The 25,986-nt window shown below is 74.4% G+C and carries 24 protein-coding genes; 9 read left to right on the top strand and 15 right to left on the bottom strand.

Annotated elements, in window-relative coordinates; genetic code table 11:
- Window positions 1-121: 121 nt before the first annotated feature.
- The 4 genes from Sru02f_RS25105 to Sru02f_RS25090 form a co-directional block, all read right to left on the bottom strand.
- On the bottom strand, window positions 122-2,239 hold the full coding sequence (locus Sru02f_RS25105; RefSeq protein ID WP_109028620.1) for an MMPL family transporter: 2,118 nt from the start codon (window positions 2,237-2,239) through the stop codon (window positions 122-124).
- Between the two features lie 146 nt (window positions 2,240-2,385).
- On the bottom strand, window positions 2,386-3,054 hold the full coding sequence (locus Sru02f_RS25100) for a response regulator (RefSeq protein WP_109028621.1): 669 nt from the start codon (window positions 3,052-3,054) through the stop codon (window positions 2,386-2,388).
- Window positions 3,051-4,271: a sensor histidine kinase gene (locus tag Sru02f_RS25095; RefSeq protein WP_109028622.1), complete on the bottom strand. Its 1,221-nt coding sequence runs from the start codon at window positions 4,269-4,271 to the stop codon at window positions 3,051-3,053. Before Sru02f_RS25095 ends, Sru02f_RS25100 begins: the two co-directional genes overlap by 4 nt.
- 31 nt (window positions 4,272-4,302) lie before the next feature.
- Entirely contained in the window at window positions 4,303-5,097 is a 795-nt protein-coding gene (locus Sru02f_RS25090; RefSeq protein ID WP_109028623.1) for an IclR family transcriptional regulator, read from the bottom strand.
- 126 nt (window positions 5,098-5,223) lie between these two features.
- Between Sru02f_RS25090 and Sru02f_RS25085 the strand changes: the two genes are divergently transcribed.
- Complete coding sequence (locus Sru02f_RS25085) at window positions 5,224-6,561, top strand: 6-phospho-beta-glucosidase (protein ID WP_174854950.1); 1,338 nt, start codon at window positions 5,224-5,226, stop codon at window positions 6,559-6,561.
- On the opposite strand, the gene Sru02f_RS25080 is transcribed toward Sru02f_RS25085, so the two are convergent.
- Window positions 6,554-7,693 (bottom strand): ATP-grasp domain-containing protein, encoded by a 1,140-nt coding sequence (locus Sru02f_RS25080; RefSeq protein ID WP_109028624.1) that lies wholly within the window; start codon window positions 7,691-7,693, stop codon window positions 6,554-6,556. The two genes, Sru02f_RS25085 and Sru02f_RS25080, sit on opposite strands and share 8 nt — an antisense overlap.
- A 283-nt stretch (window positions 7,694-7,976) precedes the next feature.
- Between Sru02f_RS25080 and Sru02f_RS25075 the strand changes: the two genes are divergently transcribed.
- On the top strand, window positions 7,977-8,864 hold the full coding sequence (locus Sru02f_RS25075; RefSeq protein ID WP_109028625.1) for a metallophosphoesterase family protein: 888 nt from the start codon (window positions 7,977-7,979) through the stop codon (window positions 8,862-8,864).
- A complete protein-coding gene (locus Sru02f_RS25070) occupies window positions 8,861-9,541 on the top strand; it encodes a 4'-phosphopantetheinyl transferase family protein (RefSeq protein ID WP_109028626.1) in 681 nt (226 codons plus the stop codon). The genes Sru02f_RS25075 and Sru02f_RS25070 overlap by 4 nt, the downstream gene beginning before the upstream one ends.
- Window positions 9,542-9,563: 22 nt before the next feature.
- Here Sru02f_RS25070 and Sru02f_RS25065 read toward each other — a convergent pair whose 3' ends face one another.
- Both Sru02f_RS25065 and Sru02f_RS25060 read right to left on the bottom strand, forming a co-directional pair.
- Window positions 9,564-9,800 carry a hypothetical protein gene (locus Sru02f_RS25065; protein WP_109028627.1) on the bottom strand — a complete coding sequence of 79 codons (237 nt, stop codon included), beginning with the start codon at window positions 9,798-9,800 and terminating at the stop codon, window positions 9,564-9,566.
- 95 nt (window positions 9,801-9,895) lie between these two features.
- A complete protein-coding gene (locus Sru02f_RS25060; protein ID WP_109028628.1) occupies window positions 9,896-10,552 on the bottom strand; it encodes a helix-turn-helix domain-containing protein in 657 nt (218 codons plus the stop codon).
- A gap of 232 nt (window positions 10,553-10,784) precedes the next feature.
- Between Sru02f_RS25060 and Sru02f_RS25055 the strand changes: the two genes are divergently transcribed.
- Window positions 10,785-11,444, top strand: a complete 660-nt coding sequence (locus Sru02f_RS25055; RefSeq protein WP_174854951.1) for an MmyB family transcriptional regulator — start codon at window positions 10,785-10,787, stop codon at window positions 11,442-11,444.
- Window positions 11,445-11,451: 7 nt separating this feature from the next.
- Here Sru02f_RS25055 and Sru02f_RS25050 read toward each other — a convergent pair whose 3' ends face one another.
- From Sru02f_RS25050 to Sru02f_RS25020, 7 genes are all read right to left on the bottom strand, one after another.
- Window positions 11,452-12,243: an ABC transporter ATP-binding protein gene (locus Sru02f_RS25050; protein WP_109028630.1), complete on the bottom strand. Its 792-nt coding sequence runs from the start codon at window positions 12,241-12,243 to the stop codon at window positions 11,452-11,454.
- A 46-nt stretch (window positions 12,244-12,289) separates the two neighbouring features.
- Entirely contained in the window at window positions 12,290-13,069 is a 780-nt protein-coding gene (locus tag Sru02f_RS25045) for an ABC transporter permease (RefSeq protein WP_109028631.1), read from the bottom strand.
- Window positions 13,066-13,839 carry an ABC transporter permease gene (locus Sru02f_RS25040; protein ID WP_109028632.1) on the bottom strand — a complete coding sequence of 258 codons (774 nt, stop codon included), beginning with the start codon at window positions 13,837-13,839 and terminating at the stop codon, window positions 13,066-13,068. The genes Sru02f_RS25045 and Sru02f_RS25040 overlap by 4 nt, the downstream gene beginning before the upstream one ends.
- Window positions 13,836-14,807: an ABC transporter substrate-binding protein gene (locus tag Sru02f_RS25035; RefSeq protein WP_109028633.1), complete on the bottom strand. Its 972-nt coding sequence runs from the start codon at window positions 14,805-14,807 to the stop codon at window positions 13,836-13,838. Before Sru02f_RS25035 ends, Sru02f_RS25040 begins: the two co-directional genes overlap by 4 nt.
- A 144-nt stretch (window positions 14,808-14,951) precedes the next feature.
- Complete coding sequence (locus Sru02f_RS25030) at window positions 14,952-15,899, bottom strand: PDR/VanB family oxidoreductase (RefSeq protein WP_109028634.1); 948 nt, start codon at window positions 15,897-15,899, stop codon at window positions 14,952-14,954.
- Window positions 15,896-16,066, bottom strand: coding sequence for a hypothetical protein (locus Sru02f_RS25025; RefSeq protein ID WP_109028635.1), 171 nt, complete (start codon window positions 16,064-16,066; stop codon window positions 15,896-15,898). The genes Sru02f_RS25030 and Sru02f_RS25025 overlap by 4 nt, the downstream gene beginning before the upstream one ends.
- A complete protein-coding gene (locus tag Sru02f_RS25020; RefSeq protein ID WP_109028636.1) occupies window positions 16,063-17,136 on the bottom strand; it encodes an aromatic ring-hydroxylating dioxygenase subunit alpha in 1,074 nt (357 codons plus the stop codon). Before Sru02f_RS25020 ends, Sru02f_RS25025 begins: the two co-directional genes overlap by 4 nt.
- 225 nt (window positions 17,137-17,361) lie before the next feature.
- Between Sru02f_RS25020 and lanKC the strand changes: the two genes are divergently transcribed.
- Genes lanKC through Sru02f_RS25000 form a run of 4 tightly spaced genes read left to right on the top strand, consistent with a single transcriptional unit; the run spans window position 17,362 to window position 23,954 of the window.
- Window positions 17,362-20,082 (top strand): class III lanthionine synthetase LanKC, encoded by a 2,721-nt coding sequence (gene lanKC, locus Sru02f_RS25015; protein ID WP_167469211.1) that lies wholly within the window; start codon window positions 17,362-17,364, stop codon window positions 20,080-20,082.
- A 37-nt stretch (window positions 20,083-20,119) separates the two neighbouring features.
- Window positions 20,120-20,248 carry a mycelium formation morphogenetic lantipeptide SapB gene (ramS, locus tag Sru02f_RS25010; RefSeq protein WP_003972313.1) on the top strand — a complete coding sequence of 43 codons (129 nt, stop codon included), beginning with the start codon at window positions 20,120-20,122 and terminating at the stop codon, window positions 20,246-20,248.
- Window positions 20,249-20,283: 35 nt separating this feature from the next.
- Entirely contained in the window at window positions 20,284-22,164 is a 1,881-nt protein-coding gene (locus Sru02f_RS25005) for an ABC transporter ATP-binding protein (protein ID WP_109028638.1), read from the top strand.
- Window positions 22,161-23,954, top strand: coding sequence for an ATP-binding cassette domain-containing protein (locus Sru02f_RS25000; protein WP_109028639.1), 1,794 nt, complete (start codon window positions 22,161-22,163; stop codon window positions 23,952-23,954). Before Sru02f_RS25005 ends, Sru02f_RS25000 begins: the two co-directional genes overlap by 4 nt.
- 4 nt (window positions 23,955-23,958) lie before the next feature.
- On the opposite strand, the gene ramR is transcribed toward Sru02f_RS25000, so the two are convergent.
- Window positions 23,959-24,567, bottom strand: a complete 609-nt coding sequence (gene ramR / locus Sru02f_RS24995; RefSeq protein WP_159107478.1) for a two-component system response regulator RamR — start codon at window positions 24,565-24,567, stop codon at window positions 23,959-23,961.
- Window positions 24,568-25,093: 526 nt separating this feature from the next.
- Between ramR and Sru02f_RS24990 the strand changes: the two genes are divergently transcribed.
- Window positions 25,094-25,972: a DUF4132 domain-containing protein gene (locus Sru02f_RS24990; protein WP_109028641.1), complete on the top strand. Its 879-nt coding sequence runs from the start codon at window positions 25,094-25,096 to the stop codon at window positions 25,970-25,972.
- Window positions 25,973-25,986 lie beyond the last annotated feature (14 nt).

Here is a 25,986-nt window from a genome sequence, read left to right as displayed (position 1 = left end):
GACGGGCGTGCCCCGACCGCGGTCCCTCCCCACCCCCGTCGGGGAGGAACCGCGGACCGGCCGGGCCGCGCGCCCGGCGTCTCGGCGGCGCGCCCGGCGTCTCGGCTGCGCGCCCGGCGTCTCAGCGCGCCGCGGGCTGCGGCGGAACGGGAGCGGGGTCGGGGGCCTCCTCGTGCACCCCGAACCTCTCGTGCGCCCGGCGCAGCGGCTTCGGGGCCCACCAGGCGCGCCGGCCCAGCAGCGCCATCGTGGCCGGCACCAGCAGCATCCGGACGACCGTGGCGTCGATCAGCACCGCCAGGGTCAGGCCGAGCCCGATCTGCAGGATCGGCGAGAAGCCCCCCGTCATGAAGGCGCCGAACACCACCGCGAGGAGCAGCGCGGCACAGGTCACCACCCGGCCCGACCGGCGCAGGCCGGTCACCACGGCCTCCCGGTCGTCGCCGGTCCGCTCCCGGGCCTCGCGCATCCGGGCCAGGATGAACAACTCGTAGTCCATGGCCAGTCCGAAGGCGATGGCGATGATCAGCGGCGGCGCCGTCAGGCTCAGCGCGCCCAGCCCCTCGGCGCCGATCAGCCCGGCCAGGTGACCGTCCTGGAACACCCAGACCACCGCCCCGAGCGCGGCCCCGAGGCTGAGCAGCGTCGTCGCGACGGTGCGCAGCGGCAGCAGCACCGACCCGGTGAACGCGAACAGCAGCACGAAGATCCCCGCCAGCACGGTCAGTGCCGCCCAGGGCGCCCGGTCCGCGAGCATCTCCCGGAAGTCGACCAGTTGGGCCGCGCCGCCGGTGACCTGGACCGGCGCGTCGCCGCGCAGGTCCCGCACCCGTTCGACCAGTTCGGTGGCCGCCGGACCGTCGGCCGCGCCGCCCGCGGGCAGTTCGAGCACGGTGGTGCCGCCGGACAGGTCACGGACGGTGGTGCCCGGGGCCAGCGCGCGGATCCGGTCGGCGGTCGCGGCGTCGGTGCCCGGCCGCAGGACCACCGTGACCGGTGAGACGCCGGTGCCCGGCGGGAAGTGCGCCTCCAACGCGTCGTACAACTGCCGTGCCTCGGTGCTCTTCGGAAGCTGCCGCGCGTCCCCGAGGTTGATGGACATGCCGGTGACGGGCAGCGCCAGCACCAGCAGCGCCGGGACGGCCACCGCCAGGACGGCCACCCGTCGCCGGGCGGCGAAGCGGGCGAGGCGGGCGAAGAGCCGCCCCTCCTCCTCCGGCCGCGCCTTCGCCGGGGGGATCCGGCCGCCGAACCGGGTCAGCAGCGCGGGCAGCAGGGTCAGCGCCGCCAGCATGTCGACGACGACCACCGCGGCCACCGCGAGCCCCATGCTGCGCAGGAACGTGCTCGGGAAGACCAGCAGCCCGGCCAGGCTCACCGCCACCGTCAGCCCGGAGAACAGCACGGTCCGCCCGGCAGCCGCGACCGTGCGGTGCACGGCCTCCACGACGTCCGGGGTGTGCCGCCGCTCCTCGCGGAAGCGGACCAGCATCAGCAGGGCGTAGTCCACGGCGAGGCCGAGCCCCAGCATCGTCGTGACCTGGATCGCGTACACGGAGATGTCGGTGAACAGGCTGAAGCCGAACAGCGCCAGGAACGCGCCCGCGATCCCCGCCACCGCCACCAGCAGCGGCAGCCCGGCCGCACGCAGCCCCCCGAACACGACGAGCAGCAGGACCAGCACGACCGGCAGCGAGATCAACTCCGCGTTCTGCACGTCCTCCTGGGCGCGCTCGCCGAGCTGCCGGCCCAGCAGCGGCCCGCCGCTGACGTGGACCCCGGACACCTCGCTCCCGTCGATCCCGTGCAGCCGGTCGGCCGCGTCGTCCACCGCCGCCTCCTCGGCGGCGTCGTCGAGACCGCCCTCCAGGGTGACGGAGACGACCAGGGCCCGCCCGTCCTCGGCGACCAGCCCGGGCGTGGCGTACGGGTCCGGGACCTCGGCGACGCCCGCGACCTCCCGCAGGTCGGCCACGGTCCGCCGCACCTCGGCCCGGACCGCGGGGTCCGCGACGGCGGAGGCCTCGACCACGCCGGTGATCGAGTCGCCCGCCGGGTCCAGGCCGTCCAGGTGTTCGGCGGCGACCTGCGACTCGGTGCCCGGGATGTCGGGCACGTCGTCGGAGAGTCTCCCGAAGACGCCCGTGCCGAGGCCGAAGCCGAGCAGCAGGAACAGGCCCCACAGGAGCATCACGGTCAGCGGGCGGCGGGTCGCCGCCCGGGCGAGTGTGGACAGCACGGTCCCTCCCGGGAATCGGACTCGGTCTGGTGTCGTCGCCACCAGGGTCGGGGCCGCCGGGGGTCCGCCGGATCGCCGGAGAGAGCGGTTTGCCGACTCGCCCGCACGGGGGAGAGCGCTCGCCGCCTCACCCCGCAGGGGGAGCGTCACGGGGAGCCGGGAGCCACCAGACCGGTCTCGTATGCGCAGATCACCGCCTGCACCCGGTCCCGGAGACCGAGCTTGCCCAGCACGTTGCTGACATGCGTCTTGACGGTGTGCTCGCTCACGAACAGGGTCGTGGCGATCTCGGAGTTGGACAGCCCGCGCGCCAGCAGCCGCAGCGTCTCCACCTCGCGCGCGGTCAGCACCTCCAGGCGCCGAGGGGTGACGTCGGCCGCCGCCTCCTCGCGCCGGCGCCGCACGATGTCCGCGACCAGCCGGCGCGTCACCGCCGGGGCCAGCAGCGAGTCACCCGCCGCGACCACCCGCACCGCGTGCACCAGGTCGTCCCGGCGCACGTCCTTGAGCAGGAAGCCGCTGGCACCCGCGTACAGCGCCTCGTACACGTACTCGTCCAGGTCGAAGGTGGTCAGCATGACGACCTTGCAGGCGGAGCGCGCGCACACCCGCCGGGCCGCGTCCAGGCCGTCCATGACCGGCATGCGGATGTCCAGGAGCAGGACGTCCGGCGCGTACCGCTCGACCGCGGCGACCGCCTCCGCGCCGTCCCCGGCCTCCGCGACCACCTCGATGTCCGGCTGCGCCTCCAGGATCATGCTGAACCCGCTGCGCACCAGCTCCTGGTCGTCGGCCACGACCACCCGGACGCTCACCCGAGGGCCGTCCGCCGGCCGACCGCGACGGGCAGGCGTACGACGACCCGGAAACCGCCGTCCGGCCCGCCGCCGGTGACGGCCTCGCCCCCGCAGGCGGCGGCCCGCTCCCGGATGCCGATCAGTCCGTGCCCGCCGCCGCCCGTCCCGTCACCCGGGGCCGCCGGACCCCGCCCGTCGTCCGTCACCGTCAGGGTCACCCCGTCCTCCGCCCAGTCGAGCCCGACCACCGCGCAGGAAGCGTACGCGTGCTTGACCGTGTTGGTGAGGGCCTCCTGCACGATGCGGTAGGCGGCCACCTCGGTGTCCGCGGGAAGGGCACCCGGTTCGCCCGTCGTCCTCAACTCCACCCGCAGGCCGGCCGATTCGCCGACCCCGCGGACCAGCCCCGGCAGCGCGGTCAGGCCCGGCTGGGGCAGCCGCCGCGGCCCCGGCTCGCGTTCCTCCTCCTTCAGCACCCCGAGAATGCGCCGCAGTTGGGTCATCGCGTCCCGCCCGGCCGTCGCGATCGCGTCGAACGCGGCCTCCGCGCGCGCCGGATCACTGCGCACGACGACCGGTCCGGCCTCGGCCTGCACCACCATCAGGCTGACCGCGTGCGCCAGGATGTCGTGCATGTCGCGGGCGATGCGGGCGCGTTCCTGCGCCGTGGCCCGCGCGGTGTCGGCCGCCCGCTCGCGCTCCAGCCGCCGCGCCCGGTCCTCCAGTTCGGCGGTGTAGGCGCGCTGGGTCCGGGTGAGCGAGCCGAGCGCGTACGCGCACCCGATGCTCAGCAGCTGGAAGGCGTACTCGAAGGGCTCGGCGTCCTCCTTGTGGCTGATGGTGGCGGCGACCCCGATCAGCCAGCCCGTCAGCATCACCCGCCGCTGCCAGGGCCGGGCGAGGGCGGCCAGCGTGTAGAGCACGACGAAGCCGCCGTACATCAGGTCGGGCGGCGGCGCGTGGTGCACCGCCTGGGCCGGGGTGGCCACCGACACGGCACAGGCGGTCGCGAACGGCGCCGCACGCCGCCACACCAACGGCACGGCGGTCGCGGCCCCGAGCAGCCAGCCCCGCCAGGACAGCGGATCGTCCCCCTCGTCGGGGAACAGCCACTGCAGCGAGACGGCGAACAGCACCAGCGCGGCGACGGCGGCGTCCACCGCGTACGGGCTGGCCGTACGCAGCCGGGCGAGGACGGGGGCGAGCGGGGAGGACAGCGGGGACCGGGCGGGCATGGCGGCTCCTGGGGCACGGGCCGTCCCAGTATCAGGAGGAGTACGGGGGCCCGTCCTCACCGGTGCGAGGGATATTCGGGCGCCAGCCCAGGGCCCGGGAGATGCCGCGGGCCGCCAGCCGGACCGCCGGAACCAGCACCGGCACCTGCGCGTCGGCGTGCGGCACGACGACCGACACGGCCGCGGTCACCGTGCCGTCCGGGCCGTGCACCGGGGCGGCCACCGACAGGGCGTCGTCGGTGATCTGCCGGTCGCTCACCGCCGCTCCGGTGCGCCGGACCTCGGCCAGCACCCGGCGCAGGCGTGCCGGGTCGGTGATCGTGTACGCGGTGAAGGAGGCGAGCGGACCGGTGCGGTACGCCTCCTGGAACTCCGGTTCGCCGTGCGCGAGCAGAGCGAGCCCGACCCCGGTGGCGTGCAGCGGCCAGCGGGCGCCGACGCGGATGTGCACGCCGACGGACGACCGCGCCGCCAGCCACTCGATGTAGACGACCTCGCCGCCGTCCCGCACCGCCAGCTGCACGTTCTCGTGGGTCGCCTCGTACAGGTCCTCCAGGTACGGCCACGCCACCTGCCGCAGCGCGAGACCGCGCGGGGCGAGCGCGGCGATCTCCCACAGCCGCAGGCCCACGTGGTAGACGCCCGCACCGTCGCGCTCCAGCGCACCCCACCGGGTCAGGGCACCCACCAGCCGGTGCGCCGTGGTCAGGCTCAGCCCGGCCCGGCGGCTGATGTCCGTCAGGGACAGGGCCGGGTGCGCGTGGTCGAACGCGGCGAGCACGGCGAGCAGCCGTTCGGGGGCGGTGGGGCCGGCAGGGGCGGTCACCGGGCCGAGGGTAGGTGTCCGCCCGCTCCCCGGCCAGAGGGAAGGGGAGGTGCGCGCGCGGGGGCACCGGCCGTGCCATGATCGGCGCCGGACGGGAGTGCGGCCGGGCGACGGAAGGGTGCGGACGTGAGGCTGACGATGCTGGGCGGCGGCGGGTTCCGTGTACCGCTCGTGTACGGGGCGCTCCTCGGCGACCGCGCCGAGGGACGCGTGACCGACGTCGTCCTGCACGACCTGGACCCGGCCCGGCTGACGGCGGTGACCCGGGTGCTGGCCGAACAGGCGGCCGGGGTGCCCGACGCGCCGGCCGTCACCGCGACGACCGACCTCGACGAGGCGCTGCGCGGCGCCGACTTCGTGTTCTCCGCGATCCGTGTCGGCGGCCTCCAGGGACGCGCCGACGACGAACGGGTGGCGCTCGCCGAGGGCGTCCTCGGCCAGGAGACGGTCGGCGCGGGCGGCATCGCCTACGGGCTGCGGACCGTCCCGGTCGCCGTCGACATCGCCCGCCGGGTGGCCCGGCTGGCACCGGACGCCTGGGTCATCAACTTCACCAACCCGGCGGGCCTGGTCACCGAGGCCATGTCCCGGCACCTCGGCGACCGGGTCGTCGGCATCTGCGACTCGCCGGTCGGCCTCGGCCGCCGCGTCGCCCGCGTGCTCGGCGCCGACCCGGACCGCGCCTTCGTCGACTACGTCGGCCTCAACCACCTCGGCTGGCTGCGCGGCCTGCGCGTCGACGGACGCGACGAGCTGCCGCGGCTGCTGGCCGACCCGGCACTGCTCGGCTCCTTCGAGGAGGGCCGGCTCTTCGGCGCCGAGTGGCTGCGCTCCCTCGGCGCCGTCCCCAACGAGTACCTGCACTACTACTACTTCAACCGGGAGACCGTCCGCGCCTACCGGGAGGCCGACCTCACCCGGGGCGCGTTCCTGCGCGACCAGCAGGCCCGCTTCTACGACGAGATGCGCCGCCCCGACGCCCCGGCCCTCGCCACCTGGGACCGCACCCGCGCCGAACGCGAGGCCACCTACATGGCCGAGAACCGCGAGACGGCGGGCGCGGGCGAACGCGAGGCCGAGGACCTGTCCGGCGGCTACGAGAAGGTGGCGCTGGCGCTGATGCGCGCCGTCGCCCGTGACGAACGCGCCACCCTGATCCTCAACGTCCGCAACCGCGGCACGCTCTCCGTCCTCGACGCCGACGCGGTGATCGAGGTCCCCTGCCTGGTCGACGCGAACGGCGCCCACCCGATGGCGGCCGATCCGCTGCCGGACCACGCCACCGGCCTGGTCCGCGCGGTCAAGGGCGTCGAGCGCGACGTCCTGGCCGCGGCCGGGACCGGCTCCCGCGCGACCGCGGTCCGCGCCTTCGCCCTGCACCCCCTCGTCGACTCGGTCGACGTCGCCCGCCGCCTGGTCGACGGCTACCGGGCGGTGCACCCGGGACTGGCCTACCTCAGGTGAGTCCCACGGGGGCGGACTTCGCCGCCGTCGCCGTCGCCGTCGCCGGCCGTGCGGTCGCAGGTGCCGGCGGCGCGGCGGCCGGGAGGTCCGCGCGCTGGTGCGGCAAGGTCACCGGGCGCAGCGGACGCGGTCCCGCCACCACCGCGTAGTCCTGACCCAGGAACGGCGGCTCCAGCTCGCCCGGGTCGTCGCCGAGGGCCAGCCGGACCGCCGCCCACGGCACGTTGACCCCGCACAGCGCCAGCTGGTGCAGTCCGCCCGCCGGGCGGGTGTTGACGTCCATCAGGACGGGCCGGTCGCCGTACATCCGGAACTGCACGTTGGACAGGTGGTGCAGCCCGAACGTCTCGGCGATCCGCCGTGCCGGTGCCAGCCACTGCTCGTGCAGGGTGAACCCGCGGCGGCGGCCGTTCTTGGTGCGGCCCACGGCGAGGCGGACCCGGTTGTCGGTCCCGGTGAGGCAGTCCACCGAGACCTCCGGCTGCTCCAGGCGCGGCATCACCAGCCAGTCCACGGGCTCCTCGGCCGCCCGCAGCGCCTCGACGACCAGGGACAGCGGCACGGACGGGCTGGGGAAGCCGTTCAGGTGAGCGAGGGAGAAGGGGTCCCGGGTGACCGTCCGGAAGCCCACCCCGCCCGCGCCGGAGGCCGGCTTGAAGCACGCCCGGTGGCCGCCCGCCTCCAGTTCCTCCACGGCGAGGACGAGTTCGTCGGCCGTGCGCACCCGCCACCACGGCGGCACCGGCACGCCGACGGCCCGGACCGCCTCGTAGGCGATCACCTTGTCCCGGAAGACGGCCACCGCCTCGGGCGGCGGCGCGAGCAGGGCCGTACCCAGCGCCTCGAACTCGGCGCGGTGGGCCACGATCGCGGACTGGTGCAGCCGGGGCACGAACACGTCGATGCCGCGCCGCGCGCACTGGGCCAGGGCGTACTCGACGTAACCGGCCGGGGAGAGCCCCTCGGGCTCCAGCTCCGCGGTGTCCGCGGCGGCCAGCACGGGGGAGTCCGGGTCGCCGTGCGTGGCATGGATCTCGACGGCCCGGTCGGCGGGATTTCTCCGCAGCTGATCCATGAAGAAGACGTTCTCCGCGTACGTGCGGTTGAGCCAGACGCGTACGGGAGAAGCCATGCAAGCCGCCTTCCAGGGTTCGCGGGCAGGGCGAAGCGGGCCGTGCCCGGCCAGGGGTTTGGAGGGACACCGAGCCGCTCTGCGCGAAAGGAGAGTCGTGGCGGTGGTGTTGGGGCGATCATAGGGGTACGCGCGGCCCCGAGCGCAACGAGCGTCACACGGATGCCTCGGCCCGGCCGTTCGGCGGTCCCCGGGGCCGTCGCACGGCCGGGCCGGGCCGCCTTGTGACCCGGGCGGGGATGTGATCTCGTGGCGTCGAACGTGTGTCTGGGAGGGGTGGGGGATGACGACGAGCGCCGGGGCTCGGGGGAAGCTGTGGGCCATCAGCGATCTGCACGTCGGATACGAGGAGAACCGGGCCCTGGTCGAGCGGACGCGCCCCGAGTCCGACGACGACTGGCTCCTGGTGGCCGGCGACGTGGCGGAGACCGTCGCCGACATCCGCTGGGCGCTCGGCATCCTCGCGGACCGCTTCCGCCGGGTCGTCTGGGCCCCCGGCAACCACGAACTGTGGACGCATCCCAAGGACGCGGTCGACCTGCGCGGCGTCGCCCGCTACGAGTACCTCGTCGAGATGTGCCGGGAGCTGGGCGTGACCACCCCCGAGGACCCGTACCCCGTGTGGGAGGGCGCGGGCGGCCCGGCGGTCGTCGCGCCGCTCTTCCTGCTCTACGACTACTCGTTCCTGCCCGCGGGGTGTGCGACCAAGGCCGAGGGACTGGAGTACGCCCAGGGCACCGGCGTCGTGTGCAGCGACGAGTACCTGCTGCACCCCGACCCCTATCCCAGCCGCGAGGCCTGGTGCCGGGCGCGCGTCGCCGAGACCGAGCGCCGGCTCGCCGGGATCCCCGCGGACCTGCCCACGATCCCGGTCAACCACTACCCGCTGCACCGGCACCCGACCGACGTCCTGTGGTACCCCGAGTTCGCCATGTGGTGCGGCACCTCGCTGACCGCCGACTGGCACCGCAGGTTCCGGGTGGAGACCATGGTCTACGGGCATCTGCACATCCCGCGCACCACCTGGCACGAGGGGGTCCGCTTCGAGGAGGTCTCGGTGGGCTATCCCCGCGAGTGGCGCAAGCGGCCCGGGCCGCCGGGGCAGCTGCGCCGCATCCTGCCGTCGACGCAGCCGTCCACGGCGCCGTCGCACCAGGAGGTGTCCCGTTGATCGAGGAACTGCTGCCCGGCACGGTCGTCGCCGTGGAAGCCTTCGGCCAGGACGACGCCGGCCACCTGCCCCTGTATCCGGAGGAGGAGGCGCTCGTCGCGCGGGCGGTCGCCAAGCGGCGCCGCGAGTTCACCGTGGTGCGGTCCTGCGCCCGACGGGCCATGGAGAAGCTCGGCGTGCCGGCGCAGCCCGTGCCGACCGGCGAGCGCGGGGCGCCGCGCTGGCCCGAGGGACTCGCCGGGAGCATGACCCACTGCGACGGCTACGGCGCCGCCGCCCTGGTCCGACTGACCGACCTGGCCTCCCTGGGCATCGACGCCGAACCCGACGGCCCGCTCCCGGACGGCGTCCTGGAGAGCATCGCCCTGCCCGCCGAGGTGGCCCTGCTGCGGCGGCTGGGCGGCGAGCGGCCCGGCGTCCACTGGGACCGGTTGCTGTTCAGCGCCAAGGAGTCGGTCTACAAGGCGTGGTACCCCCTCACCGGGCAGTGGCTGGACTTCACCGAGGCGGACATCGAGATCCGCGTGGACCCGGTCGACCCGCGCCGCGGCACCCTGCACGCCGCCCTCCTGGTGCCGGGACCGACCGTGGACGGCAGGCGCCTGAGCCGCTTCGACGGCCGCTGGAGCGCCCGGGACGGCCTGGTCACCACGGCGGTCACGGTCCCGCGCACCTGAACTCCGGCCGCCCGCCCGCCGGTCAGGTGGGCGGGCACCAGTCCCGCAGCAGCCGGAAGAACGCCTCCTCGTTCCCCGTCAGTCCCGCGGCCCGCAGCGCCTGCTCCGCCTCGGCCAGCACGGAGGGCGGGACGACGGGCGGGCGGGGAGAGTCGCCGGGGCCCGCCCCGGTGTCGAAACCGGCCCGCACGGTGTGCAGGAGCCGCAGATAGGCCTGGACGGCGGTGCGTTCGTGGTCGGTCAGTACGGCGGTGGTCATCGGTCGGCTCTCCCCACAACGACGTCAGCGGTCACGCGCCCCCGCACGGCGGCGGCACCCTCCCAGCTTGCCGTCCACCACTGACAATGCCGTCCTCACGACTCGGGCCGCTTGACGCTTTCCAGGAGCATGTCCAGCCACTCGGCGACCTTGTCGCGGTGCTGGTCGGTGGGCAGTTGTGCGGCCCGCCAGGCGATGCCGCGCACGCCGTGGTCCTGGAGCAGCCGCTCCAGCGGGTCGTCGGCGGGGGCCGCCGCCTCCCGCTCCCGGTCGGCGAGCTGCTGGAGCAGCTCCTGCTCGGTGCGCTGGAGGGCGCCCGCGAGCGCCTCGGGGTCCTCGGCGGTGAGGAATCCGGCGTGCACCCGGAAGAAGCGCTGGATGGCGTCGCAGTGCTCCATGGTGGGGCGCCGGTCGCCGTTGATGAGCGCACCGGCCTGCTGCCGCGACATCCCGGCGCCGTCGGCTATCTCCTGCTGGGTGTACTTGCGGCCGTTCGGCTTCAGCCGGGTGCGGCGCAGCAGGTCCAGCCGCTGCACGAACCTGGTCTGCACGTCGGCCTCGCCCGTCGGCCGGCCCCCGAGCAGCGCCCCGACGACGGCCTCGGGGACGCCGGAGGCGGCGGACAGCCGGCCCACGTCGAAGACCTCGGCGTGCGGTACGTCGAGCCGGTCCGCGAGGGCGCCGACCCGGGCGACGACGGCGGCCAGCGTGGTGGTCGGCTTGGCGCCCGGACCTTCGAAGCCACCCGTCACCGACAGCTCTCCTACGTCTCTCACAGGCCTCACAGGCTTCTCACATGCAGTTGCCGTGAACTTCCCGGAGAGTAGCCTGCCGCTCGAACTCACATCCAGGCATCGCCACAACTGTGGCCTATTTCAGTCGTCAACAGGCACGAAATGCCACGATAGTTGACACGCCTCGCGTCGGGGCGACAGGATGCGGACGCCGCGAGAAGGCCGCATAGGCAAGAGGGGTGACCTCCCGATGGCATTTCAGGCAGGTGGGCAGCGGCCGGCGCCGCGGCCCGCCCCGGCGACCCCCGAGGCCCAGGCCTATCTCCAGGACTACACCGCCCTCCTGGAGGCCGTCCCCTTCCCCTCCCTCGTCGTCGACCACCGCTGGGACGTGGTGCTGGCCAACGGCGCCTTCCGGACACTCTTCCAGGGCGCCGGACCGCACCCGACGGCCATGCCGGACGACAACTTCCTCCGGTTCGTCCTCTTCCACCCGGACGCCGCCACGGTCCTCGGCGAGCACGAGTCGAGCTGGTGCCTGCCCATGCTGGCGCACTTCGCCGCCACCCTGGAGCGGTACGGCCACGACCCCGGACTGCAGGCCGTCCGCCGGGACATCGCCCAGGACCCCATCATGGAGGCGGCCTACCGCCAGGGCCTGCCGCACTGGATCCGCGCCGTCGGAGCGCGGGCCGTCGAACACGACGGTGCCGTGCGGCCGCTGCACCACCCCGACCCGCGCCGCGGCACCACCGAGTGCCGGGTCGTGGTCGAAACGCCCGCGTCGCTCCAGGAGCTGGGCTACACGCGGTTGACGCTGGTCCTCAGGGAGCCGCGCCGCACCGCGCACCGAGCACCACGTGCCCGCCACGCCCCCTCCCACCTGAGAGTCGTTCCCGCCGCCGAGTGACGGGTGGTCAGGGCGGGGGCGGGGCGGCGGACACGCCGCGCTTCGCCGCCTGGATCTGCTCGTACACGTGGGTGCGCAGCTCCGCGAAGCGGGGAGCCACCCGGGTGTGCACCTGGTCCCGCGCGTCCGGCAGGTCGACCCGGAGCTGCTCCCGTACGACGGTGGGGGAGGCGGACAGCACGATCACCCGTTCGCCCAGGTAGACGGCCTCGTCGATGTCATGGGTGACGAACAGGACCGTGATACCCCGCTCCCGCCACAGCGCCCGGACCAGGTCCTCGAGGTCGGCGCGGGTCTGCGCGTCGACCGCCGCGAAGGGCTCGTCCATCAGCAGCACCTCGGGTTCGTACGCCAGCGCCCGCGCGATGGCCACCCGTTGCTGCATGCCGCCGGACAACTGCCACGGGTAGGCCCCGGCGGCGTCCGCGAGCCCGACCGACGCGAGCGCCTCCGCGACCAGCTCTCCGCGCCGTGCCCTGCTCAATCCCTTCTGCTTCAGGGGGAGTTCGACGTTCTGGCCGACCCGCAGCCACGGGAACAGACTGCGCCCGTACTCCTGGAAGACGAACGCCGTCCCGGGCGGCGGACCCGTCACCCTGCGGCCGGCCAGGAAGACCTCGCCCGCCGTCGGTTCGAGCAGTCCGCCCACGCACTTCAGCAGCGTCGTCTTGCCGCAGCCCGACGGGCCGACCATGCAGACCAGTTCACCGGCCGCCACGGTGAAGGTCAGATCGCGCACCGCCTCGACGCGCCGCCCCGCACCCTCGTACACCTTCTTCAGGCCACGTACGTCGAGCATGGACCGCCCTTTCACGAGTCACGAGGTACGGGGGTTTCACCGGTTTTCACCGGGACCGCCGGGCGGCGGCGCGCAGGCCGTGGTACCAGCCGAGCGCCCGCCGCTCGACCAGCCGGAAGAGGACCGACAGCACGAAGCCGAGCAGACCGAGCAGCAGGATGCCCGTCCACATGTCGGGGATGGCGAAGGAACGCTGGAACTGCACGACGGTGAAGCCCAGCCCGTTGCTGGCCGCGAACATCTCGCTGATCACCATCAGGATGATGCCGACGGACAGCGCCTGGCGCAGCCCCGCGAAGATCTGCGGGCTCGCCGAGCGCAGCACCACGTGCCGCAGCCGCGCGGCACCCGTGATGCCGTAGGACCGGGCGGTCTCGGCCGTCACCGCGTCCACCGCCCGCACCCCCTCGACCGTGTTGAGCAGCACCGGCCAGACACAGCCGGTGGCGATGACGACGATCTTCATCGTGTCGCCGATGCCCGCGAACAGCATGATCACCGGCACCAGCACCGGCGGCGGCACGGCGCGCAGGAACTCCAGCACCGGTTCGCACACCGCCCGCACCCGCCGGTAGGAGCCGATCAGCGTGCCGAGCGCGACACCGACGACGCCCGCCAGCGCGTAACCGGCGGCGAGCCGCAGCACGCTGGGCAGCACGTCACCGCGCCACCGCTCGCCGGTCCACACCTGCGGGAAGGTCTCGACGATCGTCCGCAGCGGCGGCCAGTACACGTCCTCGCTGCCCGACGAGGAGACCCACCAGACGGCCACGAGGACCACCGGCAGGGCGAGCACGAGCACCAGCCGCAGCAGCAGGCGCCTCACACCGCCACCTCCCCGCGCACCGACTGGTGCCAGGCCAGCGCCCGCCGCTCCACCGACCGCGCGCCGACGTTGATCAGCAGGCCCAGCAGACCGGTGACGACGATCAGCGCGTACATCTCCGGCACGGCCTGCGAGGTCTGCGCCACCGCGATCCGGGCACCGAGACCCGGCGCCCCGACGACCAACTCGGCGGTGACGGCGAGGATCAGCGCCACGGCCGCCGCCAGCCGCACCCCGGTCATGACGTAGGGCAGCGCGGTCGGCCACAGCACGTACCGGACCCGCGCCCAGGTGCCCAGGCCGTACGAGCGCGCCGTCTCCTCGGCGACCGGGTCGACGTCCCGGACGCCGTACAGCACCTGGATCAGCACCTGCCAGAAGGCCGCGTACACGACCAGGAGCAGCACCGACCGCAGCTCGGTGCCGTACAGCAGCACCGCGAGCGGGATCAGCGCGACCGACGGGATCGGGCGCAGGAACTCGATCGTGGACGCCGTCGCCGCACGCAGGTACGGCACCACGGACAGCAGCACCCCCACGACGATCCCCGCGCCGACCGCGACGGCCAGGCCGATGGCCCAGCCGGTCAGGGTGTCGCCGAGCGCGGTCCAGAAGGCGCCGTCCGCGAGTTCCGCGCCGAGCGCGTCGGCGATCCGGCTGGTGGGCGGGAAGTACTCCTCCTCGACCAGGCCCAGCCGCGGCACGGCCTCGCCCAGGGCGAGGAAGGCCGCGAGCCCGGCCGCACCCAGTGCGGCGTTCTCGCCCCTCACGGCAGTAGCTTGTCCAGGTCCGGCGTCCGCTTGAACAGACCGTCGGCCTCGCCGAGCTTCGCCAGCTCCTCGATCGCGGCGCGATCGGGCTCGGCCGGCCACTTCGGCAGGGTCACCTTCGCCAGCACGTCCGCCGGGATCTTCGTGTACGTGGTGACGGTCTCGCGCACCTCGTCGGGGTGCGTGTCCGCGTAGGCGAGGGACTCGGCGGTGGCCGCCCGGAACTTCTCCACCACCTCCGGGTGCTCCTGCGCGTACTTGGTGGAGGTGAAGTACATGGCGACGGTCAGCTTCGGGGCGACGTCGATCATGGGGGAGGCGATCTCCCGGCCGCCCTGGCTCTTGATCGTGGCCAGTGCCGGTTCCACCACCATCGCCGCGTCGATCCGCCCGGCGTCCAGTGCGGCCGGCATCTGGTCGAAGGCCAGCTCGACCAGCTCCACCTCGTCCGGGTCGCCGCCCGCCTTGCGCACCGAGGCCCGCACCGCCGTCTCGTTGATGTTCTTCAGCGTGTTGATGGCGACCTTCTTGCCCTCCAGCTCCTTCGGCGACCGGAGCGGGCTGTCCCCCTTCACGGTGAGCGCCTCGAAGTCCTTGCCCACCTCACCGGTCGAGGCGATGCCGTTGGCCACGGCCTTCACCGGCACGTCGTTCGACTGGGCGATCATCAGGGACGTCATGTTGCTGAAGCCGAACTGGAACTGGCCGCTGACCACCCCCGGCACGATCGCCGCGCCGCCCTGCGCGCTGGAGAACGACAGCTTCAGGCCCTGCTTCTCGAAGAACCCCTTCTTCTGACCCAGGTACAGGGGCGCGACGTCGACGATGGGGATGAGGCCCACCTCGACCTCGGTGGTGCCCCCGGAGGAGCCGGACCCGTCCGACCCCCCGGAGTCGTCGGACGAGCCGCACGCCGTCGCGGCGGCCAGGACGGACACGGCCGTGAGGCCGACGAGCAGACGACGCATGACTCCCCCTGGAGGAACGTGCTCAGTGGAACGTGCTCAGTGGGAACGTGCTCAGCGGGAACGTAGGGCCGGCGCTCAGTCGTGGTCAATGCTCTTGCTGAGATGGGCCGTTGAGGATTCAACCGAGGAGGTGTCGCCGCGGAGTCACAGGTCCAGCACCAGCCGTCGGCCGCGGCACCGCGACACACAGATGAGCATCGTCTCCCCGGCGGCCCGCTCCTCCTCGGTGAGCACCGAGTCCCGGTGGTCGGGAGCGCCCTCGACGACCTCGGTCTCGCAGGTGCCGCAGGTGCCCTCCGTACAGGAGTAGAGCACCTCGACGCCTGCTCCGCGGACCGCGTCCAGGACCGAGACACCGGGCGGCACGACCACCGTACGGCCGCTGCGGGCGAGCACGACCTCGAACTCCGCCTCCCCCTCCGCCGGGGCGTCCGCGTCGGCCTCCTTCGGGCGGAACCGCTCCACGCGCAGGCTCCCGGCCGGGCAGCGTGCCTCGACGGCGTCCAGCAGCGGGCCGGGCCCGCAGCAGTAGACGAGGGTGTCCGGGGACAGGTCGTCGAGCACGGACGCGAGGTCGAGCAGCCCCGACTCGTCCTCCGGGACGAGCGTGACCCGGTCGCCGTACCGCGCCAACTCCTGCGTGAACGCCATCCCGGCCCGGGTCCGCCCGCCGTACAGCAGGGTCCACTCGGCGCCCGCCTCCTCGGCGGCGGCCAGCATCGGCAGGACGGGGGTGATGCCGATGCCGCCGGCGACGAATCGGTAGCGGGGCGCGGGCTCCAGCCGGAAGTTGTTGCGCGGGCCGCGCACCCGGACCTCGTCCCCGGCCCGCAACTCCCCGTGGACGTAGGCCGAGCCGCCCCGCCCGCCCTTCTCGTGCAGCACCGCGATCCGCCACTCGGCCCGGTCGGCCGGGTCGCCGCACAGCGAGTACTGCCGCTCCAGGCCGGGACCGAGGACCACGTCGACGTGGGCGCCGGGCTCCCAGGCCGGGAGCCGTTCGTCCAGCGGGTGGCGCAGGGTGAGGACGAGCACGCCGTCGGCCGCGGTATCCCGGCGGGCGACGACGAGTTCGGCTTCGTACCGGGTCATGAACCGTCCCCGGGCAGGTCGTGTCCTCGCGGGTGGGCGAGCATCCAGTCCCACATCGCGACGGGGTCCTCGGCGGTGTGCTCGGCGCCGCAGTGGCAGGTGCCGCGCAGGACGTCGGTGCCGGGCAGCCAGTCGACGCGGTAGACCTCGCCGGTGCGGCCGCTCACCGGGCCGCCCGCGGTCCGGCCCCGGCGCCCTCCTCGACCAGCCGGGCCAGGATGCGGCGCGCCGCCAGGCCTCCGGTGTCGATGTTGATGCTCAGCTCCTGATAGCCGGTGCGCTCACCGCCCAGCGTGCGCTGGAGCAGGTTCAGCGCGTCGACGTCCTGCATCACGACCGTGCGGTTGTTCTTGTACAGGAACTCGGTGACCTCGGCGTCGTCCGTCGCCCAGTCCCGGGAGACCGCCCAGAAGTCGTACACCTTGCCGTCGCCCGACGGCGTGATGGCGTAGGTGATCTCGGTGTGGAAACCGTCCGGGTCGCTGCCGTCGGGCGCGGGCACCACACCGGTCGGGGCGACCCTGCTGTGCAGCAGGTACAGACAGGGCGCGTGGTACTCGATGTCCTGCCAGCGGTCGATGCGCCCGACGATCCCCGTCGACCTGGCGTAGAACGGCGGGCACTCGGCGTCGTCCATGTGCCGGCTCACCCGGACGATCCCGGCGCCCTCGTCGACCTCGGTGGTGATCGGCGTCTCGGCGACCTCGGGCGTGCCGATGTAACCGCCGTGCAGATAGGTCTCGTGGGAGAGGTCGAGCAGGTTGTCGACCAGCAGCCCGTAGTCCGCGTCGATCGGCTCCATGCCCCGGACCGTGACCCAGCCCGGCGCGTCCAGGTGCCGGGCCCGCGGCACCGCCTCGGGGTCGGCCAGCGCCGGGTCGCCGATCCACACCCACACCAGGGAGTCCCGCTCGGCCACCGGGTACGAGGCGACCCGGGCGGTGCGCGGGACCCGTTTCTGGCCCGGCACGTACACGCAGGTGCCGGTCGTGTCGTAGGTGAACCCGTGGTAGCCGCACACGATCCGGTCCCCGTCCAGCCGCGTCGGCGCCTCGGACAGCGGATAGCGGCGGTGCACACAGCGGTCGTGCAGGACCACCGGGCTCCCGTCCTCCTCGGCGCGGTAGAGCACGAGCGGTTCGCCGAGGACCGTGCGGCCCAGCAACTCGCGCCCCACCTCGTGACTGTAGGCGGCGACGTACCACTGGTTCCTGGCGAAGGCGGTCATGTGCGGCATGCGCGGCTCCCGTCGTCCTCGACGTCGTGTGGTCACACCATCGCCACGCCGTCCCGCCCCGGCAACAGCACTTCCGCCACACGGAATTCTCCGCCTCCGGGAGTCCCGCAGCCGCGAAGTTACCTGTGCGTTCCGCACCTCGGAGTGGTGACAGCCGCAACTGTCCGAGGCGGTACGCCGCGTGACAGCGTCGTCTCCGTCAGCCACCGGTGGGAGGGAGCAGGCGTGAACAAGGGCTACGCCGTGTACTGCGACGCGGACCCGTACTTCTACGACGCCCCGCACCGCACGGCCGACCGGACCGGGGCCGCGCGCTCCCGGTACGCCGCCGCCTCCTCGCCCGTACCGCAGGGGTGGCAGCGCCACGAGAGCGGGGACTGGCTCGCCCTGCGTCCGGCCGACGCCGACCTGCCCGCCCAGGGATGGAAGATCCACGTCTCCGCCTGCCTCGACAACGCGGAGTCCGTGCTCGACCGGGTGTGGCGGCACTGCGTCGACGGCGGTACGGCCTTCAAGTTCGTGCCCAGCCGCTACCTGCTGCACCAGCGCAACGCCAAGTACGCGGACCGGGCGGGCAGCGGCAAGTTCGTCACCGTGTACCCGGCGGACGAGGCGGAGTTCGAGCGGCTCGTGGGAGAGCTGTCCGAGCTGCTGGCCGGCGAGCCCGGACCGCACATCCTGAGCGACCTGCGGATCGGCGACGGGCCCGTGCACGTCCGCTACGGCGGCTTCACCCGGCGCGACTGCTACGACGCGGACGGGGAACTGCGGCCGGCCGTGTCCGGCCCCGACGGTGTGCTGGTGCCGGACCTGCGCGGTCCGGTCTTCCGCATCCCGGAGTGGGTCGACCCGCCCGCCTTCCTGCGCCCGCACCTCGACGCCCGCTCCGCGGTGACCGTGACCGGCATGCCGTACACCGTCGAGTCGGCGCTGCACTTCTCCAACGGCGGCGGCGTCTACCTCGCCCGCGACACCCGCACCGGTGCGCGGGTCGTCCTCAAGGAGGCCCGTCCGCACGCCGGGCTGGCGGCCGACGGCGCCGACGCCGTGACCCGGCTGCACCGTGAACGCCGGGCGCTGGAGCGGCTGTCGGGGCTCGCCTGCACACCGGAGGTGCTCGACCACCTCACGGTCGGGGAGCACCACTTCCTCGTCCTGGAGCACATCGACGGCAAGCCGCTCAACACGTTCTTCGCCCGCCGGCACCCGCTCATCGAGGCCGACCCGGGCGAGCGGAGACTGGCCGAGTACACCGACTGGGCCCTCGACGTCCACGCGCGGGTGGAACGCGCCGTCGCGGAGGTCCACGCCCGGGGTGTGGTCTTCAACGACCTGCACCTGTTCAACATCATGGTCCGGGACGACGACAGCGTCGCCCTGCTGGACTTCGAGGCCGCCCACCACGTCGACGAGGCGGGACGGCAGATCGTGGCGAACCCGGGGTTCGTGGCGCCTGCCGACCGGCGTGGGGTGGCGGTGGACCGGTACGCGCTGGCGTGCTTGCGGATCGCGCTGTTCCTCCCGCTCACCAGTCTGCTGGCCGTCGACCGGCACAAGGCGGCGCACCTCGCGGAGGTGGTGGCGGAGCAGTTCCCGGTGGACCGGGCCTTCCTGGACGCGGCGGTCGACGAGATCACGCGGGTCGACGGGAGCACGCGCGTCGACGGGGGCACGCGCGTCGACGGGGGCACGCGCAGCGACGGGGGCACGCGCAGCGACGAGGTCACGCGCCTCGACGAGACCACGCGCGTCCACCGGGCCCCGGCGGTGCGGCGGCCCGCCGGGCCGGTGGCGCCCGTCCGGCCGGACGACTGGCCGCGCAGCCGGGACTCCATGGTGGCGGCGATCCGTGCCTCCGCGACCCCCTCCCGCACGGACCGCCTCTTCCCCGGTGACATCGCGCAGTTCGCCACGGCGGGCGGCGGGCTGGCCTTCGCCCACGGTGCGGCGGGGGTGCTGTACGCCCTGGCCGAGAGCGGGGCCGGACGGGACGAGGACGGCGAGCAGTGGCTGCTGGAGCGGACCAAGCGACCGCCGTCGGGCATGCCGCTCGGTTTCCACGACGGGCTCGCCGGACTCGCCTGGACCCTGGAGCGCCTCGGTCACCGCGACCGCGCCCTCGACCTCGCCGAACTCCTCCTCGACCAGCCGCTCGACCACCTGGGTCCGGACCTGCACGGCGGCACCGCCGGTCTCGGCCTGGCCCTGGAGTCGCTGGCCGCCACCACCGGTCAGGCCGCGCTCCACTCGGCGGCGCTGCACTGCGCCGAACTGGCCGCCGACGGGTTGCGGGGCGAAGGCGGGCCGGCCGACCGCGGCCGCGCTCGTGCCGGGCTGCTGTACGGCGGCGCGGGGCGGGCCCTGTTCTTCCTCCGGCTATTCGAACGCACCCGGGACTCCGCCCTCCTCGACCTCGCGCGCGACGCGCTGCGCCAGGACCTCGCCCGCTGCGTCCGCGGCGCGGGCGGCGCGCTTCAGGTCGACGAGGGCTGGCGCACCATGCCCTACCTGGGCGCCGGCAGCGTGGGCATCGGCATGGTGCTGGACGACTACCTGGCGCACCGGGCGGACGAGGAGTTCGCACGGGCCGCCAACGAGATCGTGGCCGCGGCCCAGGCGATGTTCTACGCCCAGCCCGGGCTCTACCGGGGCGTGGCCGGAATGGTCCTGCACCTGGGCCGCACCACGGCCACGGCGCCCGGTACCGGGCCGCGGGCCGTACGGCGACAACTGGACGCCCTGTCCTGGCACGCCATGTCCTACCGCGACCGGCTCGCCTTCCCCGGCGAGCAGATGATGCGCCTGTCCATGGACCTCTCCACCGGAACGGCCGGATGCCTGCTCGCCGTCGCCTCCGTCCTCGGCGACTCGCCCGCCGGACTGCCGTTCCTGCCGCCGCCGCGCCGAAGCGGCGGCCCCCCGACTCGGCTCCACCAGGAGCCGTGAGAAAAGCACACCCCTTGCCGAACGAAAGGAATGCGTCATGAACCTGTTCGACCTGCAGTCGATGGAGACCCCCAAGGAAGAGGCCATGGGCGACGTCGAGACCGGCAGCCGCGCGAGCCTCCTGCTCTGCGGCGACAGCAGCCTGAGCATCACCACCTGTAACTGACACAGGGGTTGACGGCCACGGCGACGTGGTGAGCCATGTCGCCGGGCGCGGGCGCCCCGGGTTCCGGCCCGGGGCGCCGACGCCTGCCCGCGCACGACGTACGGAGGTCCTCACCGGTGCGAAAGAGCAGGCCCGTGCCGTCGCGGGCGCCGGGGCGAGCCCTGGAAGCCCTGGTCCTGCTGTGCTCGGCCGCGGCGGCCGTGGCGGCGGTGGCCCAGCCCCTGGCCCTCGGCCGCACCCTGGATCTGCTCCTGCGCGACGGCGACGCCGGATGGTGGCTCCCGCTGAGCGCCGGGCTGCTCCTGGGCGAACTGCTGCTGGACAGCGCGACCTCGCTGTTCACCGGCCGCTGCAACGCCACCTGGACGGCGTCCGTCCGCACCCGCGCCCTGCGTGGCCTGCTGCGCACCGCCCCCGACCAGGCGCGGCCGTACCCGCCGGGCGACATCGGGACCCGGCTGACCCTCAACGCCGCCGACGCGGGCGGCGCTCCGGCGGCCCGCGCGGCGCTGGCCGCCTCACTGATCACCCCGCTGGGGGCCCTCGTGGCGCTGGCGTTCGTCGACGTGTGGGTGGCGCTCTGCGTGCTGACCGGTCTGCCCGCCCTGGCGCTGCTGCTGCGTTCCTTCGCCCGCGACACCGGCGCCACGGTCGCCGCCTACCAGCGCACCCAGTCCCTGATCGCCTCCCGGCTGCTGGAAGCCCTGGAGGGCGCGGACACGATCGGCGCCGCGGGAACCGCCGGACGGGAGCGGGCCCGTGTGCTGGCACCGCTGGCGGAACTGGCCGCCCAGGGCCGGCACATGTGGGCGCTGCACGGACGGGCGCTCGGCCGGAGCGGTGTGCTGGTCCCGCTGCTGACGCTGGCCGCCACCGCCGTCGGCGGGCTGCGGCTGGCGGCCGGCGAACTGAGCGTGGGGGACCTGCTCGCCGTCGGCCGGTACGCGCAGCTCACGGCCGGTGTCGGCGCGGCGGCGTCCCTGCTCGGGGCGATCGTCCGGGCCCGCGAGGCACGGCGCCGGACCCGGGAGCTGGAACGGATGCCCGCCACGGCGTACGGCACGCGGCGGCTGCCTCCGGACGGTCCGGGAGAACTGCGACTGTGCGGGGTGCGCGTGCTGCGCGGCGGCAGGGAGGTGCTGCGCGCCGACGGCGTGCGGGTGCCGGGCGGCAGCACGGTCGCGGTGGTCGGCCGCAGCGGGGCGGGCAAGTCCGTCCTGGCGGCTGTCGCGGGACGGCTGATCGACCCCGACGAGGGACACGTACTGCTGGACGGCGTCCGGCTCGACCGCTTGACGCACGAGGCGCTGCGCACCGAGGTGGCGTACGCCTTCGAACGCCCCGTACTGGGGGACGGCACGGTCGCGGAGGCGATCGCCACCGGGGCGCGGCGGCCGTCGCGTGAGCGGGTACGCCAAGCCGCCCGGGCGGCGGGCGCCGACGGCTTCGTACGCCGGTTGCCGCACGGTTACGACACCCCGCTGCCGCGGGCACCACTCTCGGGCGGGGAACACCAGCGGCTCGGACTGGCGCGGGCCTTCGCGCACGCCGGGCGGCTGCTGGTGCTGGACGACGCCACGTCCAGTCTGGACACCGCCACGGAGCACGAGGTGGACCTGGCGCTGCGTCGCTCGGTGCGGCCGGGGACCAGGCTCGTGGTGGCGCACCGCCCGTCGGTCGCGGACCGGGCCGACCTGGTGCTCTGGCTGGAGGACGGGCAGGTGCGTGCCGTGGGAACCCATCGCGAGCTGTGGCACACGGCGGGGTACCGGGAGGTCTTCGGCGCCGGCGCCGGCGCGGGAGCCGATGCCGGTGCTGATGCCGGTCCAGGTCCAGGTCCAGGTCCCGGTCCCGGAGTCGGCGGGAGCGTCCCAGGGGCCGTCCGGCGTCCCGAGCCCGAAGAGGCACGCCCGTGACGTCCGCCGAGGCCGGGTCGCTGCGCCGCCTCGCGCCGCCGGCCCGCCGCTTCCTCGCCCACCGCAAGGGAGTGCTGGTACGGCTCGGGCTCTGGTCGCTGGCCGAGGCGGGGCAGGCCTTCCTGGTCGGCCACGCGGTCGCGCGCTCCGTCGACGAGGGGTTCCTCGCCGGTGATCCGCGCCGGGGACTGCTGTGGCTCGGGGTCGCGCTGGTCGCCGTGCTGTCCGGCGCCCGGGTCGTCCGGGGCGTGTTCGCGCAGCTCGCCGGGGTGACGGAGCCGCTGCGCGACGGCCTGGTGCGGCGCGCGGTCGACCGGTCCATGGCCCGGGCGGCGCCGGGCGGCCCCGGTGGGACGGACCGCGCGGCCGTCTCGCGGCTGACGAACCAGGTCGAGATCGCCCGGGACAGCTTCGCCGGTCTCGTCCTCACCCTGCGGTCCTTCGTCTTCACCGCCGCCGGCGCACTGCTGGGCCTGCTCTCCCTGCACCCGGCCCTGCTCGTGGTGGTGCTGCCCCCGCTGGCGGCCGGGCTCGCGCTGTTCCTGGTCACGCTGCGGCCCATGGCGGCCGCCCAGCGCCGGGCCCTGGCGGCCGACGAGGCGTTGGGTGAGCACGCGGCGAGCGCGCGGGCGGCGTTGCGGGACCTCGCCGCCTGCGGGACCGGGCCCGGGGTGGAGCGGCGCGGCGCGGAACTGGTCGCCGATGCCGCCGCGGCGGCCCGGACGCTGGCCGGATGGGCGGCGGTGCGCACGGCGGCGCTCGGCGTCGCGGGCCACCTGCCCGTGCTGGCGCTGCTGGTGGCGGTGGGGTGGCTGCGCGGGCGCGGGGTGAGCGTGGGGGCGCTGCTCGGCGCGTTCACCTACCTCGTCCAGTCCCTGCTGCCCGCCCTGCACACCCTGATGACCGCACTGGGCGCGGCGGGGTCCCGGCTGCTGGTCGTCCTCGACCGGATCCTCGGCCCGGAGCCGGAGCCGGAGCCGGAGTTGGGGCCAGAGTCGGGGTTGGGGCCGGGGGTGGAGTCGGGGCCGAGCACCGCGAGCGCACCGGGGGCGGCGGCTTTCGCGGTGCACACCGCCGCGGCCCCGGCGGTGGAACTGCGGGCCGTCACCCTGTCCTACGGCGTCCGCGCCGAGCCCGTGCTCGACGCGCTCGACCTGCGCGTCGCGCCGGGCGAACACCTGGCCGTCGTGGGCCCGAGCGGCATCGGGAAGTCGACCCTCACCCGCCTCGTCGCGGGAACGCTCGCGCCGAGCCGCGGCGAGGTACGCGTGGCCGGCCGCGCGGTGACGGGGCGCCCCGCCGCCGAGCTGGCCGCACTCCGGGTGCTGGTCCCGCAGGACGCCTACGTGTTCTCCGGCACCGTCGGCGACAACCTCGCGTACCTGAGGACGGACGCGAGCCGGGCCGAACTCGGAGCGGCGATCGACGTGTTCGGTCTCGCGCCCCTGGTCGAGCGGCTGGGCGGGCCGGACGCCACGGTGCGCCCCGCCGAGCTCTCGCCGGGGGAGCGGCAACTGGTCGCGCTGGCCCGCGCGTACCTGTCGCCCGCCCCCCTGCTGCTGCTCGACGAGGCCACCTGCCATCTCGACCCGGCCTCCGAGGCCCGCGCGGAGGAGGCCCTCGCCGGGCGGTCCGGAACCCTGGTCGTGGTGGCGCACCGGCTGTCCTCGGCCGTCCGTGCGGACCGGATCCTGGTGCTGGACGGCGTACGGGCGCAGTGCGGAACGCACGCCGAGCTGCTGGGCCGTTCGCCTCTCTACCGGGACCTGACGGGGCACTGGAACTCATGACGCGTCAGGTCCAGCCGGCGCTCTGGACGATGCGGATCGCGTCGACGCGGTTGCGGGCACCCACCTTCCGGACCGCCGTGGCCATGTAGTTGCGGACCGTCCCCCGGGACAAGTGCAAACGCGCCGCGATCTCGGCGATCGGCGCCCCCTGGGAAGCCAGGGCCAGCACGCCCAGTTCCCTCGTGGTCAGCGGCATCTCCGCGCCCTTCAGCAGGGCCACGGTGAGCGTCTCGTCCAGGAAGCGTTCGCCCTGGGCGACCGTGTGCACGGCGGTGATCAGCCGATGGGCCGGGGCGTTCTTGTCGACCAGCCCGAGGGCGCCTCCGTCGAACGCCCGGCGCAGCACTCCCGGCCGCTTGGCGGTCGCCAGGACCACGAGCCGGTCCCCGTACCGGGCCCGCAGGCGTCCGGCTCCCGCGTCCTCCGGCCCCGTCAGGCACTCTCCGTCCACGACGCAGACGTCGGCGGGCAACGCCCCGGTCAGCTCCGGACCGTCGGCGTCGAGACAGTGCGACGACACGTCCAGCGTGTCGTCGGATCTGAGCAGTTGCACCAGTGCCGACCGCAGCAGTTCCTCGTCGTGCACCACGGCAATACGAACCATCTCCCCCACCCCTTGTCAGCGGCGGCCCCGTTCGGGCCGCCGGGCTCCGCGCGCCCCCGCGCCATCGGCCATGTGCCCCCATCCGGGACGGCGGAACACGACACGTACGCACGTGCGAACCGCATCGGAGGCAATTCGCCGTCGTCAGAGCCTTGTCGGGGGACGGTCGAGACGGGTGCGGCAGCGAAGAAGGGCGGATAACACACCAATCCGCGGACGGCTTCGGCCCGTGCGGGAACCGACGAGAGTCCGCCGGCTTCGCGTCGCGGCCACTGGCGTCCTGGCCAGGGCGGGTTCCGCCGCCCGGGGCCGGCCGCGCCCGCCAGCCGGGCCCGCCCGGCCCGCGGTCCGGGCGGCAGCGGGCCCGGCCGAAAACCGCCGCTGTCCAATCTGGCGCGAAAGGCACCGCGCGGTCGACTCCCGTGGCTGTCGGTGGGTGCCCCTAGTCTTTGGCCAACGCCACAGCGGAGCGTGCCGATTCAGGGCCCCGTGTGCTGTGCCGTGTGTACCTAGTAGTGGGAGAGGCGAAGAGCTGATGGGTTGGCTGGCAGCGGGCGACACGTACGAAGTCGCCCTGGTGGAGGGCCGGGTGGTGGCGCGGCCCGCGTCCGCGAAGTCCCCGGCGGAGGGCAAGCGGGAGCGGACGCTGCCCGCGGAGATACGGGACCGCCCCGAGGTGGTCGAACTCCAGCGCTTCGCCGAGTGGCTGGACCGGCACGCCGCCGAGTGCGCGGCGCAGGTCGACAACTGGATGGTGTCCTCGCTCCCGGTGCCCACCGGGCTGCTCGCGCGGGTCTGGCCCGACGAGGCATGGCAGGCGGCCCTGCGGGACATCGTCGTGGTCGGCGAGGGCCCCGACGAGGTCGGCTTCCTGCGCGACGCGGACGAGTCGCAGGGACTGCGGGTGGTGAACCTGGACGGGGAGACCGTCCGCCTGACCTCCCGCACGGTGACCATGCCCCACCCGGTCCTCCTCCCCGACCTGGAGGAACTGCGCACGTTCGCCGCCGAGTCGGGCGTGGTGCAGGGCGTGGAGCAGATCCACCGGGCCACCTGGCCGGCGCCCGGGGACTCCTGCGACGGCGACACCGACGTGGTCACCGAGTTCGCGGGTGCCGAGTACCGCTCGTGGTTCCACCTCTCCGCCCGTGCCACGTCCCTCGGCTACCAGGTCTCCGGGGGCCGGATCGTCGACCGCGTCCGGGACGCGGGGCGCATCGTCACCGTCTCCGTCGGCATGAGCGACCCGTACACCGAGGAGAAGGCCTGGACCGGCGCTCTGGTCTGGAGCCACGAGGACGAGTACCGAAACCTCCCGCTGCGCGAGGTCGGCCCGGTCGCCTGGTCCGAGGGCATGCGCATGGCAGCCGCCCTGCACGCCGGGCGCACCGTGCCCACGGACGGCGCCGAGTGAACGCCACAGCGGCG

This window comes from Streptomyces rubrogriseus (genome assembly GCF_027947575.1).
GTDB lineage: Bacteria > Actinomycetota > Actinomycetes > Streptomycetales > Streptomycetaceae > Streptomyces > Streptomyces rubrogriseus.
The sequence above is the reverse complement of the archived record's forward strand: the minus strand, read 5'-3'. Positions and strand labels throughout refer to the sequence as shown.

Excerpts from the sequence above, each read along its gene's own strand:
- Sru02f_RS25095 (WP_109028622.1), bottom strand. The coding sequence starts at position 4,271 with ATGCCCGCCCGGTCCCCGCTGTCCTCCCCGCTCGCCCCCGTCCTCGCC.
- Sru02f_RS25080 (WP_109028624.1), bottom strand. The coding sequence starts at position 7,693 with ATGGCTTCTCCCGTACGCGTCTGGCTCAACCGCACGTACGCGGAGAAC.
- Sru02f_RS25075 (WP_109028625.1), top strand. The coding sequence starts at position 7,977 with ATGACGACGAGCGCCGGGGCTCGGGGGAAGCTGTGGGCCATCAGCGAT.
- Sru02f_RS25065 (WP_109028627.1), bottom strand. The coding sequence starts at position 9,800 with ATGACCACCGCCGTACTGACCGACCACGAACGCACCGCCGTCCAGGCC.
- Sru02f_RS25055 (WP_174854951.1), top strand. The coding sequence starts at position 10,785 with ATGGCATTTCAGGCAGGTGGGCAGCGGCCGGCGCCGCGGCCCGCCCCG.
- Sru02f_RS25050 (WP_109028630.1), bottom strand. The coding sequence starts at position 12,243 with ATGCTCGACGTACGTGGCCTGAAGAAGGTGTACGAGGGTGCGGGGCGG.
- Sru02f_RS25035 (WP_109028633.1), bottom strand. The coding sequence starts at position 14,807 with ATGCGTCGTCTGCTCGTCGGCCTCACGGCCGTGTCCGTCCTGGCCGCC.
- Sru02f_RS25030 (WP_109028634.1), bottom strand. The coding sequence starts at position 15,899 with ATGACCCGGTACGAAGCCGAACTCGTCGTCGCCCGCCGGGATACCGCG.
- Sru02f_RS25020 (WP_109028636.1), bottom strand. The coding sequence starts at position 17,136 with ATGCCGCACATGACCGCCTTCGCCAGGAACCAGTGGTACGTCGCCGCC.
- ramS (WP_003972313.1), top strand. The coding sequence starts at position 20,120 with ATGAACCTGTTCGACCTGCAGTCGATGGAGACCCCCAAGGAAGAGGCC.
- Sru02f_RS25005 (WP_109028638.1), top strand. The coding sequence starts at position 20,284 with ATGTCGCCGGGCGCGGGCGCCCCGGGTTCCGGCCCGGGGCGCCGACGC.
- Sru02f_RS24990 (WP_109028641.1), top strand. The coding sequence starts at position 25,094 with ATGGGTTGGCTGGCAGCGGGCGACACGTACGAAGTCGCCCTGGTGGAG.